The following is a 17,230-nucleotide window of genomic DNA, read 5'->3' as shown; positions in this document are numbered from 1 at the left end:
AATTTATTTTTCTCTTTTATCTAGGTTTTATCTGAAATTGTCATTCGAGTAGCTGACATACAACTGTACGGACATTAAAGAAATCAGTATACAGCTGTATGAACATTGTGGTAATTTGCGTACTAAACAATGTCATCCTAGTGCTCCGACACTGGGATCCATTTTCCATCATCATTAGAAACGTTATATTTTAGCATAACTTTTAACTCACAAATTTAACTGGATGCCAGTGCTGGCTACTTTTATGACATCTATCATTTTATGTTTATAGTATTTTTTGCAAATAAACGTTCGTAGTTGTAAATTAAATGCAAAAAAATACTTGACACATTTGGTAAGTTGATTATTATCAGTAAAAATGAGGGTATTTTAGAGCTCGAAATTCACCTTATTCAAGTCTGCAGACTTTTCAATTAATCTCTCAATAAGAAAATATAGCACAATCTACTTCAGTGCATACTTAATTTCTGTCATGAGGTGTGTTATATTTTTCTAAATCGTTTTTTATAGGAGGATCATTATGTCTAAAATTCCTTAAAATTAATTAAAGTTAAACATTAATTAAATAGTGCAGTACTGCCTTACGCGTTGCTAATCCAAACTTTACTTGCTGTAAAATAACACAATCTGCTATATCATTGCTAGTTTCGATACCTCTATTTATTGGTCCTGGGTGCATAACAATTGCATCGGGTTTTGCATGCGATAGTTTTTGTGCATCAAGTCCATACAAATGAAAATATTCTTTTTCTGAAGAATTATTATTCATACGCTCTTTCTGCAACCTCAAGAGCATAATTACATCAGCATCCTTTATACCTTCGATTAATGAATAATGAAGTGAATCTACTTCAGAAAAATGCTTACACATCAAAGCTGGTGGTGCAACTAAGCTTATTTTTGCTCCAAACATTTTTAGCAATCTTATATTTGATCTTGCAACTCTACTGTGTAAAATATCTCCACATATAACAATTTTGAGGTTTTTTATTTGCTTTTTATGATTGATAATTACAAGATAATCTGCAAGAGCTTGAGTTGGATGTTCACTGCTTCCATCGCCTGCGTTGATTAGCGAGCAGTTGACATGCTTTGCCAATGTATTAATAATACCACTACTTTTATGCCTGATTATCATATAGTCAGGATTCATTGCATTTAGTGTTTTTATCATATCTTTTAGATCTTCCCCTTTGTTAATAGAAGAAGATTTTATTGGTAAAGTTATAACATTTGCTCCAAGGCTTTTTGCTGCTATTTCAAAAGATGCGAGCGTACGTGTTGAATCTTCAAAGAATAGGTTTATGACTATTTTATTTTTCAGAACATGACTATTTTCAACTTTTTCTTCAAGGTATTGGTTGGCTAATTTAGTTATATTTTCTACATCACCGATTGTGAGGTCTGAGATATTTAATAAATTCCTTCTCTTGTCCATAGCTCCTTTTTTGAGCTTATTCTACTTTCTTAATTTCAATTACACAACTGTAAAGTAAAGTAGAAGGAAGCTATAAAATTTTATTTCCACTTACATTCATCTGCTATCATCACAGCCTCAAAAAGGTGCTTCTCAAGCTCACTTATAGGTAGATCACTTTGTGGATAATTTCCCCAAGATTTTAATGTATCAGAAGTTTCAATACCTTCAACAATGGGATATTCTTGATTTTTTTTAGCATATAATTCTTGAGCCTGCCTGCTTACAAAAAACTCCAATAAAGCTATAGCATTTTCTCTGTGTTTTGCGTTTTTTGTTACTGCTGCACCACTAAGATTCACCATTACACCATCACTCGGGAAGAAAGCTCCTAACTTTTCTGTGATATTCTTTTTATTTTCTGATGAAAGGATTCTTGCAAAGTAGTAGCTGTTTACTATTGCAACATTGCCTTCACCAGCGGCTACAGCATAAATTTGATCTGTGTCACCACCGCTTGGTTTTCTTGCCATGTTGCTTACAATTCCACTAACCCATTCTTTTGTTTTTTCAAAACCATTTTTTGCAATCATAAAAGCGATCAATGATCGGTTATATGGACTTGTGGAAGAGCGTACTAATATTTTCCCTTTCCATTTTTCATCCGCTAAATCTTCATAGGTACTTAATTCCTTAGGATCTACTGATTCTTTATTATAAACCAATATTCTAGCTCTTTTTGTGAGACCAAACCAATAATCTTCATTATCTCTAAATTTTGCAGGTATGGCATTTTTTAGAGTCTCTGAATCCACTCGAGATAAGAGCCCTCTTTTTTTGGCTAAAATCAAATTCACCGCATCTGCAGTTAAAAACAAATCAGCTTCACCACCATTTTCCATGCGTGAAAGCAATTGAGAATAATCGTCAATGATATAACGTACCTTGATAACAGTGGTTTTTGTAAAATCATCAAACAAACTATGTACTAATTCTTCTTTACGAGATGAATAAACGTTTACTACTTGTGAATCATCAATTCCGCTATTTTTATATAAAAAATTAACGACTATCAATAAAGCCGCTACTAAAGATATAAATATTAAACCTTTTTTCATAAACAAATCCCTTCCTTTTCATCATCTCAAGCTATCAAAATAGCAAGGTCTTAGCAAGTGTAAATCTTCAAAACGTTGCAGTTACAGTACTGGAATAGCGATAAAAAGAAGTACGAGCCAGATTTAATTAATAATATAAGTAATATCTGGATGGCCACATCGTTCAGCAACTACTTGTAACAATTTTGAACTAATCTTTTCTTGACTGCTTTTTACAGTTTTAATAGCTGTTTCATTAGGATTTTCACTATTAGCATTTTGTTTATGTAATAACAAATAATCTTTAAAATCAGTTTTGCTCCAATGATGAATTGTGCAAGCTAAAGTGAAAAGCAGTAGAGTGCTTGAAATTGCAACGATTGGCCAGTAAATAGTAGGATTTGTGTATGAACTTACTATATTGCTCAAACCACCTGTTGAATAAAGTGCTAAAGGGAAGGTTATGTTTCCAGTAATAAGAACTGTTGCTAAGATAGGAAGCCATATTCTATCATTGATTAATGAATTTACTTTACTCTTGTAATAGATTGGCTGGCCTGTAAGTTCTACGATGTTTGAATTACTTTTTGCTTTTTCTGGAAGAGAGTGAAACGTAAAGTAAACACGATTACCGTTGCTATATTTTAATACCAAAGACTTGATGCATTTCTCATCTTGCTTAAGTGTATCTAATATTTCATCTAAAACTTTTTTGGTATCTCTTTCTGTAATCTTGTGCTCCTTAGTACGGACTGCTTGCATAAGTTCCCACGTAATTCCCAAGACTAAACAAGACGCTAATACCCCGCCGAATATAGTAACAGGATTTACGCTGCCGATGAATCCAATGAATTCTCTTTGCTTCACAGCTAAAACGATTGCTGTAATACAACACGCCGTAACAAGGCCTACAAAAGGCATTGTAACTTTCTTCTTTTGCATCGTATATTTTACTTTCTGTAAAAATCTGTTTGTCTTTTTATTATCTCCAAGCAAAGATTTTTCAGAGCCATCTGTTTGATATGATGGTGGAGGAGTTGGATTTTCCTTCACTCTTTCTTTTAAATTTTCTGATGTTTTTTGACTATTCCAAGGTTCGCTGTATACTGTTTCTTGAGAAGATGATTTGCTTAGGTTTGTATTATCTACTTCACTATCTGAACTCTTTTTCAAAGTTTTTTTACTTATATCTATTGATGCATAAAGAGGTTCTGAACTGTTCACATTCGATCCTTCTTGCCTTTCTTCATAAGAACTTGATTCGCTAGCCGAACTTGTATGTTGTAAAATTTCATTTTCACCATTTGTTTGTTTCGTTGTTTTGCGAGGTTGTGGTTGTGGTGGAATTGTTTGTTCTATTCCACCTCTTTCAGTTGTTCTGACGTTTCCTACGTTTGCTGATCCAGGCATATTTGCTCCAAAGTTAATTACAATGCTCTTTTAATTACGCTATAGTTATTAAGATATAGTGAATACTAATTTAAGAATAAATATTAGTATAAGAACTGCTGATCAAAGATCCTTTCATTCAAAGGGCAATCTTTGTCAAAAAGTAGAGTGACTGTATTTTCGTGATCTTTCTGTATTTTTACCTGCGATATGTCGTGAAATTCCTTGTAATCTGATACTACAAGTGCTGGACGATTTTTCACATCATTGATATCAATTTGCACTATTGTATCATTTGAGATTAGCGCTCCATTCCAACGCCTTGGGTAGTAGCTATTGATGGAAGTCAGTGCAAGTAAATTTGAATTAAGTGGTAAGATTGGCCCACCGGCAGAGAAGTTATATGCAGTGCTGCCTGTTGGGGTAGACAATATAATTCCATCTCCTCTGAATTTTTCTACTTTTAGCTTATCATTAATGGTAATATTCATCTCCACTATTTGATTTGCATTTCTAAAGACATACACTTCATTTACTGCGATGTAATGGTGTTTTTTGCCACTTATGTCTGTGGCTTCCATTTTTAGTAAAGTTAGCTGAGTAGGAACTGCATGTTCTATATGATCAATTAGATCTTTAAAACATTTATTCATTAAAAACCCGACATTACCGGTATTTATTCCATACACATGTATATCTTTATTTCCTATGACGTAGTTGTGTAGGGTGCGTAGCATAAAACCATCGCCACCAACAACTATCAGCAGATCAACTTCATGCTTACCTGCTTCTGCTATATTGATAAAATTGAGTTTCTGTAGTAGTTTAGATACTTCCTGAGACTTGGGTAGCGAAGAAGCAATATAGCCTACATTTTTATATTTATACATGTTAAATCAAAGAGGGGAGGAACTAAAAAAGACTCCCGTATTTATCATTAAACTTAGCTATTTTACTATCCTTCTCCCCTGAACCGCTTGTCAAACTTCCAGTCCATGCAGGATGAGTAAGAGGATCTCTATCAAGCTTTATTCTTTGACCTTCTTTTCCATAAGTGGAATAAGTTTCAAACTCTTGACCATCTGTCATAACTATAGTAACTTTGTGATAATCGATTTCTGCCATTGTTCTTACAAATTTCTTACCAGCTAAGATTTTAGTGAATCTGGTTCATTTGGTCAATCATTATTGTGAAATATTGACAAAAAATAAATAAAGTAGTATTCTCAATGAAGAATGAAAAATTTTTTATGATTTTTGCTTTTCCTGGTCAGGGCTCCCAATTTGTAGGAATGGGAAAGAGCTTATATGATGAATTTTCAGTTGCAAGGAACGTATTTGATGAAGTAGATGACATATTGGGTAGAAAGCTGTCTCATTTGATTTTCAATGGCCCTATTGAGAAATTAACCATCACGGAAAACGCTCAGCCAGCTATAATGGCAGTGTCAATTGCAACGCTACGTGTTATGAAGCACGTATTTGGTGAATCTCTTTACAGCGTTCAGTATGTTTGTGGGCATTCAGTTGGCGAGTATACAGCGCTGTGTGCTGCAGGGGCATTGACGCTTGAGTCTGCGGTCAAATTGCTAAAAGTTCGTAGCGAAGCAATGCATGAAGCTTCACTGAAATGTAAAGGTGGAATGGTTGCGCTACTTGGAGCAGAAATAAGCGAAGTAGAAGGTATATTAAAATCAGCTCAAATTGATTGTGAAATTGCAAACGATAATGGTGGTGGGCAGGTAGTGGTGAGTGGTACTGCAGAGGCTCTTGAGGTCTTACCTGATTTATTCAAAAACTCAAGTGTCAAGAAAATGATAAAATTACAAGTTAGTGGGCCTTTTCACTCATCTTTTATGAAACCTGCTGATGAAAAACTTCTGGAATTTTTAAAAAGCATCAACATAACTCGCCCTTCGATTCCTTTTGTATCAAACGTTACAGCTAAGGAAGAAAGTGATCCAGAGATCATAAGAGCTTTGCTCGCTAAGCAAGTTGTAAGTAGAGTAAGATGGAGAGAGATGGTTTTATATATGACAAGCCATGGCACTAATAAGTTTGTTGAAGTTGGCCCTAACAAAGTTTTATCCAATTTAGTTAAAAGAATTGACCAATCTATCAGTGTGAAAAATATAGATAGTATTGGTGATATTAATAGCTTCTTTGATGAATCATTAATGTTGACAGCAAAAAATTTAAAAATAAAAGCTTATAACTAACATAAAGTAAAATTTGTACTATTTTTTTGCTTTGATTATTGATAGCAGCGGAATGTCAAACATCGACACTAAAGAATATGATCTAGCGTTGGGTGATACCACGGTTAAGCTTTTTATTAAAAGTAGCGATACAAGTGGGATCAATTTTATTAATGTGCATCAAAATGAAGTAACTTCAAAAGGGGCTGGTGAGCATATACTCCAGCAGTTTGGTGGAAGAATGCTATACATTACTCATGGTGATGGTACTCCGCGTAATGTAGAATTTTACTTAAATGGTGAGCGGTATGAATTCGATCCCAATCGCATGTTTGATGATGTAGGTGCAGAAGCTAGCTTAAGAGAGTTTGGCAGTGTTTCAGAAGATGCTTTGAGAGCTGTTAGAAACTTTGCAGAAAGAATTTTAGATTTTTTACTTCCTGGTCAAGATCACGTTATCGCTCTGCACAATAACTACAATTCTCCCAGCTACTCATTCAAGAGCTATTTTTCCCCACCACTTTCTCATGATGTGCTAAAGATTTCTCCAGAAGTGTGTCCGGAAAGTGGAACGGGTGAGTTTTTCTATACGACAGTTGAAGATTGGTTCGATGCTTTAAAACAGAAAGAAATTTTTAATATAGTATTGCAAAATAACAAAGCAGTTGAAGATGATGGTTCTTTATCTGTATATGTAGGGAAGAATAATATTCGGTACTCTAATGTGGAAGCTGAGCATGATCATTTAGAGCAGCAAATAGATATGCTATCTTCTATACACAGTGTTTTATTTCCTCAACCCTTAACAATAGAGTTATAGCAACATGGAACGCACTAACGAACTACCTGTCATTTCATTTGGCTTTTTGAGTCCAAGTAGCTGTAAAATAGTAGGAGCAATATCAGATAATTTTCCATCTCTCAGTTTTAAATTTTCACAAGATATAATAAATGGAACTTTATTTAGAGTGTGCGCTGTGTGAGGTGTGTTATTTTCTTCATCGAACATACATTCCACATTACCATGGTCTGCTGTAACAATGAGTGCAGTATTACCCACTTCTTTGACAACGCTGAGTACTTTTGCAAGGCAATCATCTACAGCGAGCACAGCTTGCTTGGCTGCTTTTATATTACCTGTGTGTCCCACCATATCAGGGTTAGCGTAGTTTACAACTATCAGCGCAAATTCTTGAGAATGAATTTTTTTTACAAGCTCTTCTGTGAGCTCAAAGGCTGACATTTCAGGCTGCAGGTCATAAGTTTTAACTTTTGGTGAAGGAATTAGTATTCTTTCTTCACCAGAAAAAGGTTCTTCTCTTCCACAATTAAAAAAGAAAGTCACATGCGCATATTTCTCAGTTTCTGCAATGCGCAGTTGCCGTAATTTATTGTCTTCTATTATCTGTCCCAAAGTGTTGGCAAAAGATTCAGGAGGAAAGAGATAAGGGATTTTTAAGTCCGCTTTATATTGCATCATACTTAAAATTGAAGAGAATTTTGCCACTTCAGTATAGCCTGCTTTACCAAGACAAATACTTGCCAATTGTATCATTCGATCAGCACGAAAGTTAGCCAATAGCAATCCATCTTCTGGTTTTATACCTTGATAATCGCCTATTATTGCGGGCCTGATAAATTCATCGGTTATATTATTTTGATAATTTTCATCAATAAGCGATACTGCATAATCATAACGAGGCGCCTTTGCAAATGCGATGGCTTCATAAGCTTCAATTGTTCTTTCCCACCTATTATCACGGTCCATAGCATAATAACGCCCAGAGACAGTGGCGATTCTTATATCATTTTCCTTTATGCTTTCTGTAAATTCTTGAATGCATCTTTTCCCTGAATTTGGCAATGTATCTCTGCCATCTAAAAATGCGTGTATTACAACTTTAATTCCGCGCTGTGATATCTTGTTTGCTAAAGCTGAAATGTGCTTTTGATGCGAATGAACACCACCATCTGATATCAATCCCATTATATGGCATATGCCATTCTTACTTTTTAGATCATTAATAAAATTCTGTAGATTTGCATTATTTTCTATCGTTTCGATTTCTTGATTAATACGCTGAAGGCTTTGCATTACCACTCTACCACTGCCAATATTCATATGGCCAACTTCTGAATTGCCTATTTGGCCTTCTGGTAATCCAACATCAGTTCCACAGGCAGATAAACTGCACTTTGGATAATTAGAGCTAATATGTTGCCAACAAGGTGGATTTGAATTGCTAATAGCATTGTATTTACTATTTTCTATTCCATTACCCCAGCCATCTAGTATACATAAAACGACTGATTTAAAGTTCATATAAAAGTTAACATCGAAACCCTCAATGGTACCAAAAACAAACTCTTCTCACAACTTTTGTGTTAAAATAAGAGATAGAAAAAGCTGCTTGGAGGCAATGGTATATGAAGTTTTTCATAAAATATTTTATTAAAGTGATTGACAGTTGCTGAAGTGTTTACTAAAACACTTGCATAGCTTTAATAGTGAGGTCAAATGAGTTATAGTCAATATGTAAAGGATAATACTTTAGCAACATCAGGTGCTATAATTAATGTTGATAGATTAGTAAACTTTTTAAAAAACAATACAAACATTACAAGACTTATTTTACGATGTTCAAAAATTAATTATGAGGTTATAAAAGAATTAGCTCAGCTTTCTCATCTTACTTCACTTGATCTAAGTTGCAGTTATGTTGGTACAGAAGGTGCAAAGATTTTAGCAAGCGGGAATCTTATAAATCTTACTTCGCTTGATTTAGGAGGAAACGAAATTGGTGATGAAGGTGTAGAGGCTTTAGCAAGTGGAAATCTTACAAGTCTTACTGAGCTTAAATTATATGATAATAAAATTAGCGATAGGGGGGCAAAAGCTTTAGCAAGTGGAAACCTTCAAAAGCTTACTTTACTGAGTTTAGGATGGAATGAAATCAGTAATGAAGGTGCAGAGGCTTTAGCAAGTGGAAATCTTAAAAATCTTATTACACTTAAAGTATATGATAACAGCATTAATTACAGAGATGTACAGACTTTGGCGAGTGGAAATTTGGTGCGTCTTACTTCGCTCATTTACAATTATTGCAGTATTGATGAAACATTGCCAAAAAATGTCCTTCCTCAATTAAAAAGGAAATGTAATAAAAGAAAAATAGGAGAGGAGCCAGATAGCAAGCTAAGTGAAGCGCAGACATCTTTGCATTTTGACAGTAAAGGCTTTAAAACTATATAACTTCACACGTTTTGTCTGTTTAAGAGACAAAAAAAAGGTAGTGAATTTTGGGCTAAAAGTGAAATGTACAGATTGTATAAAATAGTGCTCCCCGGGCCGGATTCGAACCAGCGACCAATTGGTTAACAGCCAACTGCTCTACCACTGAGCTACCGAGGAATAAACTGTTTTCAACTTATCATATTGAACGTAGATTGTAAATGGTTTTTATGTGGACTTTAAACCTAGATATCATTCCAGAGCATGGAGCTGTAATCCAGTTCTTATTACCTGATATGCTCATTTGACAGTTAAGTCTTCTCTACCCCTATTTGCATAATACCTTGACGATTCCGTTTACGGTTAAAAGATATCGAGGTAGTAGGGTGTATTAGTTTTTGCAAGCTGTTATTTTGCTATGGATTGCTGTAATGGCATCATCTATTTTATTGTTATCACAGCCTGTTTGGGCAAGTTCGGCATTTCCACCGCAATCCCTTCTGGTTACAGTAGATACTAGCTCTTTTGCATTGATCTTATTAGTTAAATCTTTACTTACTTTGACAATCAAAACTGTTTTATCCTTTTCTGTTACCATGAAGGCTATTACAGTTTTCGGTTTTTGTTGCTGTAGAGCAAATTCCCTTATGATACTTCCTGGAACGTCAGTAAAAGTGTGGCTTACGAAATTTATTCCATTTATTTCAGTACTTTTTATATTTTCTACACTGATAATCTTTTTATAAAGATTTTTTATTTTGGTTTCAAATTCTTTGCGCTCTTGGCTTAAAATACTGAGTCGACTTATTATTTCATTTGCTGGTGCTTTTACGCATTCTGCAACTTTTTTTAAGCTAATTTCGTTATTGCGTACATAATTAATTGCTTCTTGACCGGTTAAAGCTTCGATCCTTCTTACTCCAGATGCAACGGAACATTCTGCTGCTATCTTAAACAAACCAATTTCTCCAGTACGTTCCACGTGTGTACCGCCACATAATTCTTTTGAGTCTCCAATTTTTATAACCCTAACCTTATCACCATATTTTTCACCAAATAAGGCCATCGCTCCTTCGTCTATTGCCTGATCCATACCTTGAACTTTTGTAGACCTAGAAAGGTTTTCTCTGATTAGAGAGTTTACTATATCTTCTACTGAAGACAGCTGATCCTGAGTGACTGGCTTATTGTGACTAAAGTCAAATCTTAGTCTATTTGGTGCGACTAGAGAACCTTTTTGAGTAACGTGATCACCTAAGATTTTTCTGAGTGCAAAGTGTAGAAGATGTGTAGCTGAATGATTTCTGCTTAAGTCTTGTCTTCTTTTTTTGTTAATACTAGCTGTAACTGTATCACCTTTACGAACTGAACCAGACTCCACTATACATCTGTGTAAATATAGGTCATTAATCTTGTTGGTATTTTCCACTATGATTACGCCTAAATCTGGTGTCATTCCAGCGCGTGACGCTGGAATCTGGATCCCAGTATCAAGTACTGGGATGACAAGAAGGAACTTTCCAATATCTCCCACTTGTCCACCTGACTCTCCATAAAAAGGTGTTTTATCAAGTATAATAGTTATCTTTTCTCCTTCTTTTGCAGAATCAATTAATTCATTTTTAGAGGAAATTATTGCGAGTACTGTTGCATCCTTTACTTCATCACGTTCATAACCAACAAATTCCGTTTTGCCAAACTGATCGATTAAATTAAACCATACTTGTTCAACAGACTTTTCACCAGATCCAGTCCAATTAGCACGTGCTCTTTCTTTTTGCTCTTTCATTGCATTATCAAAACCTTTTTGGTCAAAATTTATTTTCCTTTCTTTCAAAATATCAAGTGTGATATCCAAAGGAAATCCATAAGTGTCATATAGTTTGAATGCTGATTCTCCAGATAGAGTGTCACCTGATTTTAAATCTGCAGTAAATTTGTCCAAGAGATTAATGCCTTTCATTAAAGTGTCTTTAAAGTTTTCTTCCTCTGATTTTAACGTCGTTTCTATTAAGCTTTTAGCTCTGATTAGCTCTGGATAAACATCTCCCATATAAGCCAAATTTGTGCCATCTATGAGTGCAGGAAAAACAAGATGCAATAAAGAATCATTATATCCAAGTAGGTGGATATAACGTGCTGCTCTCCTAATTAATCTGCGTAATACGTAATTCCTGCCTTCGTTTCCAGGAAGCACTCCTTCTGCGATGAGAAATGCAGCTGCACGAAGGTGATCTGCGATAATCTTATGAGCTACTTTGTTTTCCTTATTTCCACAGTATTCTTGAGATTTATTGATTAGAGCAGAAAATAGGTCGATATCATAGTTATCATGGACGTTTTGCATAACAGCTGCTATTCTTTCAAGACCCATTCCGGTATCGATGCATTTTTTTGGTAATTTTTGTAAATTACCTTCTTCATCTTTATTAAATTCCATGAATACCAGATTCCAAATTTCAACAATTCTGTCGTCTTCATGTAAAGCGGAATTTCCATGATCGTAAAAGATTTCAGAACATGGGCCACATGGACCAGTATTGCCCATGCTCCAAAAGTTATCATCTGTTGTAATTCTTATGATTTTATCATCTGAAAAGCCACTTATCTTACGCCAAATTTCATATGCTTCATCATCAGTGTGGTAAACAGTTATGGATAGTCTGTTTTTATCAAGAGACAATTCTTCAGTAATAAATTTCCACGCAAATTCTATCGCAGTTTCTTTAAAGTAATCACCAAAGCTAAAATTTCCGAGCATTTCAAAAAATGTGTGATGCCGAGATGTATAGCCAACATTTTCAAGATCATTGTGTTTACCACCTGCTCTGAGACACTTTTGACTTGAGACGGCACGTTTCATTTCAGTTTTTTGCGTGCCGGTAAAGATGTTTTTGAACTGTACCATACCAGCATTTGTAAACATGAGTGTTGGATCATGCTCTGGAATCAAAGGAGAAGAAGGAACTTGCTCATGATTATTATTTACAAAAAATTTTATAAATCTTTCTCTAATTTCGTTTAGCTTCATCGTTTTTACTGAGGTTATCTATGCATAATAAGTTGTAACAGAAGTAAAATCAATTTATCAATCTAAATATTAATATATACATTACTTAGTATAATAAAGGTAACTTTTACATAAAAATTTTAATAAAAAGATATAGGTTTAAATATTTTATCCACTAACATAGAGAAGTATTTGTTAATTCAAATAATACTTTTATTAATTCATTTAAGGAGTGTGAAATGCCAAAAAAATTCCAAAACACTAAGAATAGCATGCGAAAGAGAGAAACAACAAATAAGCAGGAGATGGATGGTCCAACAATTAGAATTGTATCTGACTTGGAAAGTATAAAACAAAACAGAAGAGTAGAATTTTTAATTAAAGGAGAGAATTTAACAGTAAAAGACCTCTCTATATCTTCTAGAGCAGCTGAGATAGGCTTGGTTACAGGAATAGTAAATTCAATAGACATTCCTCAAGCAATTCGTGAATCGACAATAGATGGAATTATTTTAGGTCTTAAGAGTGGAGAAATAGAAAAAGGTAAAGAATATAATTATAGAGAATTTAAGAAAATATATCTAAAAAACCTTGTAGATGAATTGGGTAAGGATAGTTCAAAAAAGCTAAAAGAAAGAACTGATGAAAATAGCCAATTGAGAGAATCTACTACTGAAGAAATTGATTATCAGATGCAGGAAGATGTAACTATCGAATCAGCTTCTTTAACAAAACAAGAATTCGATTTTGCATCAAGCAAAGTAACTACTAAAGAGATTAATGACGTAATAAATGAAATAGAAGAATCAAATGCTAGTTATGGAATTACTCCTGAAGATATAAGTAGTGTTTCCCGTTTTGATAGTAATTCACAAGAAGTGTTAGATCATTCTATATTTAATAGCACAGATGTGGAAGGGCCTAAATTACCCGAAATAAATGGAGGACAGTATATAGGAATAGCAGGGATTGCTGGTGGTATATTGGGTGGAGTGCTAGCAGTAGCTTTTGCAGGATTAGGATACTTTGTATGGCATAGAAAAAATAGGGAAGGTAGCTACGATGTTGAAAAAGCGATGAAAAACCTTCCTGAACAAGCTCAATTTGAGCATTCCGGATCTACATCAGAAATAGAATCTTTGCTCAGCAATGCTACATCGGTAGCACATCTATCTTCTCAGATTAGTGTCGAGTAAGATTCCAGAGTTTGATGGCACAACAGTGCCATCAACTTAGCTCTTACAGCACTTATATGCTCTGGAACCAAAGGAGAAGAAATTTTCCTGTCTTACAAAAAATTTTATAACTCTTTCTCTAATTTTATATCGTTTTTACTAAGGTATAATAAATTGCAATGAGAAATTCAGATACTAATATATGTATTATTTAGTATAATAAAAATATAAAAATCTTAGTGAAAAGATGTGGACTTAAATAATTTATCTTTTATACATAAGGAAATATTGGTCAGCTTGGGGGTCATATATGTCAAGAAGATTTAAAAATACTGTAGGAAAAAAAAGATCAATCAATAAGGAAAAAAGGAATAGATGGATTAGTATTGAATCAGAATTGCGAGATGTAGAACAAAACAGAACAATATATTTTCTATTGGGAGGAGGTGATTTAAAACTTAAGTATGTATGTATGCTTGACGATACATCTTATCGTATTCTTGTTGCTGAAGGAGAAATAGTGCATGCAGAAAATCCAAAAGTGATGATTGATGATATTGTTTCTGATCTCAAGAGTGGAAAAATACGAAGTTATAAAAGATATAATGCCAAAGAGTTTTATGAAAAGTATCTCAAAGAGTTTTTGAGTAATGAGAACTTGCAAAAGCTGGAAGCTGGTGATATTGAAAATACAACAGCAGAACTACCAAACTTAAAACAAGTAATGGAAGAAATGAAAAAATCAAACGCTAGCAATGGAATTACAATGCGAAATATAGAAAGTGTTCAAAATACGACGAATATTTTGGGTAATCCTATGATTCATGATACAAACTTGAGAGAGTTTAAATTATTGGAAACACCTTCAAACGAGAAAAATAATATAGTGTTCACAGTAGGTATGTTAGCAGTAACAGTAGCTTTGGTAGCAGCTATCGCAGCAGCTGTACTATTTAAATGTTGGTTTTATAATAGAAAAAATAAAAGCCATAGTAGTGCTAAGGAAGAAACTCCATCTAGTTATTTATTAAGTGCAATAACTTTAGAAAGTGGAACTAATTCTATTCGTTAGCCAAAATATTGCAAAAATAGAATTTTTTTATTATTTTTTTACAGTTTCCTCATTTAATAATTTTTATGCTCTAATTATTATACTTAATTTATCATTACCTGTTGTGTAAACAGGATGAGAATTTTCAATAATCTACATCCTTTAGTAAGAAAAAATCAATACATTCACGATAAATTTACCTCATATCTGTGTTTTATATGTGGAATTTCGAATGGAAAATTATGCAGGCAAAGAAAGAAGAATAGTGAATATAGTTACTCAACATTGGAGTGATATAAAAGGATCAGATAGAGAATGGCCAGAAAGACATGAAATAGACACTGCAGAAATCATGGAGTCATGGCAGCATTGTTTTATCATTGAAGTTAAAGATCGAGGTTATATTTGTGAAAATGCAGGAGAAAAAGCTATTGAATTCTATGGTTTTGAAAAAAAGATGTACATCGATGATAAGTATGCAATTGATGCACCATTTTTGCGGCTATATAAAATAGATGCAGTTATTGATAAACTTGAGACTGTAATAGAGAGTAAATGCCCAATCAATGAAGAGGAAGAAAGTGAAAGTGTTAAAATGAGGCAAGTATTGTTGCCACTTGGGAATAAAGAAGGTATAACACACATATTGGGCGTAATTACTTTTAAACTCCTTTAATATACAATTTTAATTTGATTCTTTAATAAAATTATCTATACTCATACTTAATTACTATTAAAGAACTCAATAGTAGTGTTTGTAAATTTATTTGGAATATGAAGAGAATAAGATTAAGATTAAGAACCAAATCTTCTGTTAAAAAGCGCTTTCGCCTTACAGCTAAGGGTAAAGTCATCTCTACTCAGTCAGGTAAAAGACATGGTATGGTAAAGAGAAGTAAATCTAATATTCGTAATCAGCGTGGTACGACGATTCTTAGTAAATCTGACTCGCGTATAGTTAAGCTTTATATGCCTTATGGTATTTAACAAAATGGAGGTAAAATAAAAATGGCTCGAGTAAAACGTGGAGTCACTACTCATGCTCGTCATAAAAAAATATTGAAACTAGCAAAGGGTTATAGAGGACGGGCAAAAAATTGTTATAGAATTGCATTACAAAGAGTTGAAAAAGCACTCCAATATGCTTACAGAGACAGAAGAACCTGTAAACGTGATTTTCGTGGTTTGTGGATAATACGTATTAATGCAGCAGTAAGAGAACATGGACTTACTTACGGTAGATTTATGCATGGTCTTAAACTTGCTGAAATTGATTTAAATAGGAAAATTCTTGCTGAGATGGCTGTTAATCATAAGGATGATTTTGCTAAATTAATAGAAATTGTAAATAGTAAGTTAGCTTAAAGCAAAAACACCATGAGAATTATTTTCATGGGGTCACCGGAGTTTGCTGTTGGTGCGTTAAACTTACTATTGAAATTACAGAGTGAAATAGTAGCAGTATATACCAAAGCTCCAAAACCTTCTGGACGTGGGCAGAGGTTAACAAAATCCCCAGTACACATCGTTGCTGAAAAAAGTGACATAGAGGTATGCACTCCTGCCTCTTTAAAATCTTCGATAGAGCAAGAAAAGTTTGGAAATTTTAAGCCAGACGTTGCAGTTGTTGCTGCGTATGGATTGATACTTCCAAAAGAAATTTTAAATATTCCCAAATATGGTTGTATTAATATTCATCCATCATTGCTGCCTAGGTGGCGCGGTGCAGCTCCGATACAGCACACAATTTTAGCCGGAGATCAAGAAACCGGAGTTAGCATTATGCAGCTAGATGAAGGATTAGATTCTGGCCCTATTTTAAAACAGAAAAAATTTCTTATTGAAAAAAGCGATAATTATAAGACGTTGTATGATAAATTGTCTGAATTAGGTAGTGATTTACTGCTGAAAGTACTAAACGAAATTGAAAAGCAAGTTCCCTTAAAACAGAGCGATAACGATGCGTGCTATGCTGACAAAGTAAAAGACTATAAAATTTACGCAAGTGACGCCTGTGAAATTGCTTATAGAAAGGTTAAAGCATTTTATCCAAAAGCATTTATTAAGGTAGAGAATAAACGTATCAAGATACTTGATGCTGAATTTGAAGCCTTCACTTCAGGACAAGGTGAGATCATTAATGATAATATGCATATAAGTTTAAAAGGTGGTACTTTAATTCCTAAAGTTGTACAAATGGAAGGAAGAAATCCTTGCGATATTAAAGATTTTGTTCGTGGCTTAAAATCAAGTTTAACAAAAAAATTTATAGAATAGACTACTTTGAAAGGAGGGTGAGGAGAGCTAAAGCAACTTCTACAATTTGGTATTCCGCTGCTTGTTAGCGGAATCTACAACAAGATACCGCGTTTTGGTGTACGAACATTGCAATTTGCAGGTAATTTGAGTAGTAGATGGTGTCATTCCAGTGCTTGACACTGGAATCCAGTTTCTATTGTACAGCCACCTGGTGTGCTCATTTAAAGTGAAGTTTTCTGGATCCCAGTGTCTGGGGACTGGGATGACATCTTTCTTGGTCTCTTGTATCACAATGTTCGTACAGCTATGTGCTTGTTAGCGGAATCTACAACGAGATACCGCAGTGGTATGACGTAGTAGCTATATATAGACAAATTTTCTTTTCTTAGATATAATCTTAAG

16 protein-coding genes, 1 tRNA gene and 1 pseudogene are annotated in these 17,230 nt (G+C 34.1%); 9 read left to right on the top strand and 9 right to left on the bottom strand.

The window, feature by feature from the left end; translation table 11 throughout:
- Window positions 1-550: 550 nt before the first annotated feature.
- The 5 genes from OOK99_RS04705 to rpmE form a co-directional block, all read right to left on the bottom strand.
- Window positions 551-1,438, bottom strand: a complete 888-nt coding sequence (locus OOK99_RS04705; RefSeq protein ID WP_264331303.1) for an aspartate carbamoyltransferase catalytic subunit — start codon at window positions 1,436-1,438, stop codon at window positions 551-553.
- Between the two features lie 80 nt (window positions 1,439-1,518).
- A complete protein-coding gene (locus OOK99_RS04700) occupies window positions 1,519-2,535 on the bottom strand; it encodes an extracellular solute-binding protein (RefSeq protein ID WP_264719554.1) in 1,017 nt (338 codons plus the stop codon).
- Window positions 2,536-2,658: 123 nt separating this feature from the next.
- Entirely contained in the window at window positions 2,659-3,924 is a 1,266-nt protein-coding gene (locus OOK99_RS04695) for a hypothetical protein (protein ID WP_264719553.1), read from the bottom strand.
- An 83-nt stretch (window positions 3,925-4,007) separates the two neighbouring features.
- Window positions 4,008-4,793 (bottom strand): NAD kinase, encoded by a 786-nt coding sequence (locus OOK99_RS04690; protein ID WP_264719552.1) that lies wholly within the window; start codon window positions 4,791-4,793, stop codon window positions 4,008-4,010.
- A gap of 22 nt (window positions 4,794-4,815) precedes the next feature.
- Window positions 4,816-5,028 (bottom strand): 50S ribosomal protein L31, encoded by a 213-nt coding sequence (gene rpmE, locus OOK99_RS04685; RefSeq protein WP_006013575.1) that lies wholly within the window; start codon window positions 5,026-5,028, stop codon window positions 4,816-4,818.
- Between the two features lie 125 nt (window positions 5,029-5,153).
- Between rpmE and fabD the strand changes: the two genes are divergently transcribed.
- Together fabD and OOK99_RS04675 are read left to right on the top strand one after the other, a co-directional pair.
- Window positions 5,154-6,122: an ACP S-malonyltransferase gene (gene fabD / locus OOK99_RS04680; RefSeq protein WP_264720243.1), complete on the top strand. Its 969-nt coding sequence runs from the start codon at window positions 5,154-5,156 to the stop codon at window positions 6,120-6,122.
- 13 nt (window positions 6,123-6,135) lie between these two features.
- On the top strand, window positions 6,136-6,921 hold the full coding sequence (locus OOK99_RS04675; RefSeq protein ID WP_264719551.1) for a hypothetical protein: 786 nt from the start codon (window positions 6,136-6,138) through the stop codon (window positions 6,919-6,921).
- Here the strand turns inward: OOK99_RS04675 and gpmI are convergent.
- The gene (gene gpmI, locus OOK99_RS04670) at window positions 6,916-8,424 is read right to left on the bottom strand and encodes a 2,3-bisphosphoglycerate-independent phosphoglycerate mutase (RefSeq protein WP_264719550.1); all 1,509 of its coding nucleotides are present in this window, start codon (window positions 8,422-8,424) and stop codon (window positions 6,916-6,918) included. The two genes, OOK99_RS04675 and gpmI, sit on opposite strands and share 6 nt — an antisense overlap.
- Window positions 8,425-8,619: 195 nt before the next feature.
- Here gpmI and OOK99_RS04665 point away from each other — a divergent pair, with 195 nt between their 5' ends.
- Entirely contained in the window at window positions 8,620-9,354 is a 735-nt protein-coding gene (locus OOK99_RS04665; RefSeq protein WP_264719549.1) for a leucine-rich repeat domain-containing protein, read from the top strand.
- A gap of 87 nt (window positions 9,355-9,441) precedes the next feature.
- Here the strand turns inward: OOK99_RS04665 and OOK99_RS04660 are convergent.
- Window positions 9,442-9,513 (bottom strand) — tRNA-Asn (locus OOK99_RS04660).
- A gap of 211 nt (window positions 9,514-9,724) precedes the next feature.
- On the bottom strand, window positions 9,725-12,364 hold the full coding sequence (alaS, locus tag OOK99_RS04655) for an alanine--tRNA ligase (protein WP_264719548.1): 2,640 nt from the start codon (window positions 12,362-12,364) through the stop codon (window positions 9,725-9,727).
- A 218-nt stretch (window positions 12,365-12,582) separates the two neighbouring features.
- On the opposite strand from alaS, the gene OOK99_RS04650 reads away from it, so the two are divergent.
- From OOK99_RS04650 to fmt, 6 genes are all read left to right on the top strand, one after another.
- Window positions 12,583-13,539 carry a hypothetical protein gene (locus OOK99_RS04650; RefSeq protein ID WP_017531827.1) on the top strand — a complete coding sequence of 319 codons (957 nt, stop codon included), beginning with the start codon at window positions 12,583-12,585 and terminating at the stop codon, window positions 13,537-13,539.
- A gap of 289 nt (window positions 13,540-13,828) precedes the next feature.
- On the top strand, window positions 13,829-14,590 hold the full coding sequence (locus OOK99_RS04645) for a hypothetical protein (protein ID WP_264719547.1): 762 nt from the start codon (window positions 13,829-13,831) through the stop codon (window positions 14,588-14,590).
- A gap of 211 nt (window positions 14,591-14,801) precedes the next feature.
- On the top strand, window positions 14,802-15,245 hold the full coding sequence (locus OOK99_RS04640; protein ID WP_264719546.1) for a PAS domain-containing protein: 444 nt from the start codon (window positions 14,802-14,804) through the stop codon (window positions 15,243-15,245).
- Between the two features lie 98 nt (window positions 15,246-15,343).
- A complete protein-coding gene (gene rpmI / locus OOK99_RS04635; RefSeq protein ID WP_264719545.1) occupies window positions 15,344-15,556 on the top strand; it encodes a 50S ribosomal protein L35 in 213 nt (70 codons plus the stop codon).
- A gap of 21 nt (window positions 15,557-15,577) precedes the next feature.
- A complete protein-coding gene (rplT, locus tag OOK99_RS04630; protein ID WP_063630562.1) occupies window positions 15,578-15,934 on the top strand; it encodes a 50S ribosomal protein L20 in 357 nt (118 codons plus the stop codon).
- 12 nt (window positions 15,935-15,946) lie between these two features.
- Window positions 15,947-16,846, top strand: a complete 900-nt coding sequence (gene fmt, locus OOK99_RS04625) for a methionyl-tRNA formyltransferase (RefSeq protein WP_064085375.1) — start codon at window positions 15,947-15,949, stop codon at window positions 16,844-16,846.
- Window positions 16,847-16,933: 87 nt separating this feature from the next.
- Here fmt and OOK99_RS07100 read toward each other — a convergent pair.
- A pseudogene (locus tag OOK99_RS07100) lies at window positions 16,934-17,089 on the bottom strand (WPE palindromic element domain-containing protein); the annotation flags it as partial.
- Between the last annotated feature and the right edge of the window lie 141 nt (window positions 17,090-17,230).

This window comes from Wolbachia endosymbiont (group B) of Eucosma cana (assembly GCF_947250645.1).
Classification (GTDB): domain Bacteria; phylum Pseudomonadota; class Alphaproteobacteria; order Rickettsiales; family Anaplasmataceae; genus Wolbachia.
This window is presented reverse-complemented; position numbering and strand designations above follow the sequence as displayed.

Bases quoted from the DNA above. Each gene is read 5' to 3' on its own strand.
- OOK99_RS04705 (WP_264331303.1), bottom strand. From the start codon at position 1,438: ATGGACAAGAGAAGGAATTTATTAAATATCTCAGACCTCACAATCGGT.
- OOK99_RS04700 (WP_264719554.1), bottom strand. From the start codon at position 2,535: ATGAAAAAAGGTTTAATATTTATATCTTTAGTAGCGGCTTTATTGATA.
- OOK99_RS04695 (WP_264719553.1), bottom strand. From the start codon at position 3,924: ATGCCTGGATCAGCAAACGTAGGAAACGTCAGAACAACTGAAAGAGGT.
- OOK99_RS04690 (WP_264719552.1), bottom strand. From the start codon at position 4,793: ATGTATAAATATAAAAATGTAGGCTATATTGCTTCTTCGCTACCCAAG.
- rpmE (WP_006013575.1), bottom strand. From the start codon at position 5,028: ATGGCAGAAATCGATTATCACAAAGTTACTATAGTTATGACAGATGGT.
- fabD (WP_264720243.1), top strand. From the start codon at position 5,154: ATGATTTTTGCTTTTCCTGGTCAGGGCTCCCAATTTGTAGGAATGGGA.
- gpmI (WP_264719550.1), bottom strand. From the start codon at position 8,424: ATGAACTTTAAATCAGTCGTTTTATGTATACTAGATGGCTGGGGTAAT.
- OOK99_RS04665 (WP_264719549.1), top strand. From the start codon at position 8,620: ATGAGTTATAGTCAATATGTAAAGGATAATACTTTAGCAACATCAGGT.
- alaS (WP_264719548.1), bottom strand. From the start codon at position 12,364: ATGAAGCTAAACGAAATTAGAGAAAGATTTATAAAATTTTTTGTAAAT.
- OOK99_RS04650 (WP_017531827.1), top strand. From the start codon at position 12,583: ATGCCAAAAAAATTCCAAAACACTAAGAATAGCATGCGAAAGAGAGAA.
- OOK99_RS04645 (WP_264719547.1), top strand. From the start codon at position 13,829: ATGTCAAGAAGATTTAAAAATACTGTAGGAAAAAAAAGATCAATCAAT.
- OOK99_RS04640 (WP_264719546.1), top strand. From the start codon at position 14,802: ATGGAAAATTATGCAGGCAAAGAAAGAAGAATAGTGAATATAGTTACT.
- rpmI (WP_264719545.1), top strand. From the start codon at position 15,344: ATGAAGAGAATAAGATTAAGATTAAGAACCAAATCTTCTGTTAAAAAG.
- rplT (WP_063630562.1), top strand. From the start codon at position 15,578: ATGGCTCGAGTAAAACGTGGAGTCACTACTCATGCTCGTCATAAAAAA.
- fmt (WP_064085375.1), top strand. From the start codon at position 15,947: ATGAGAATTATTTTCATGGGGTCACCGGAGTTTGCTGTTGGTGCGTTA.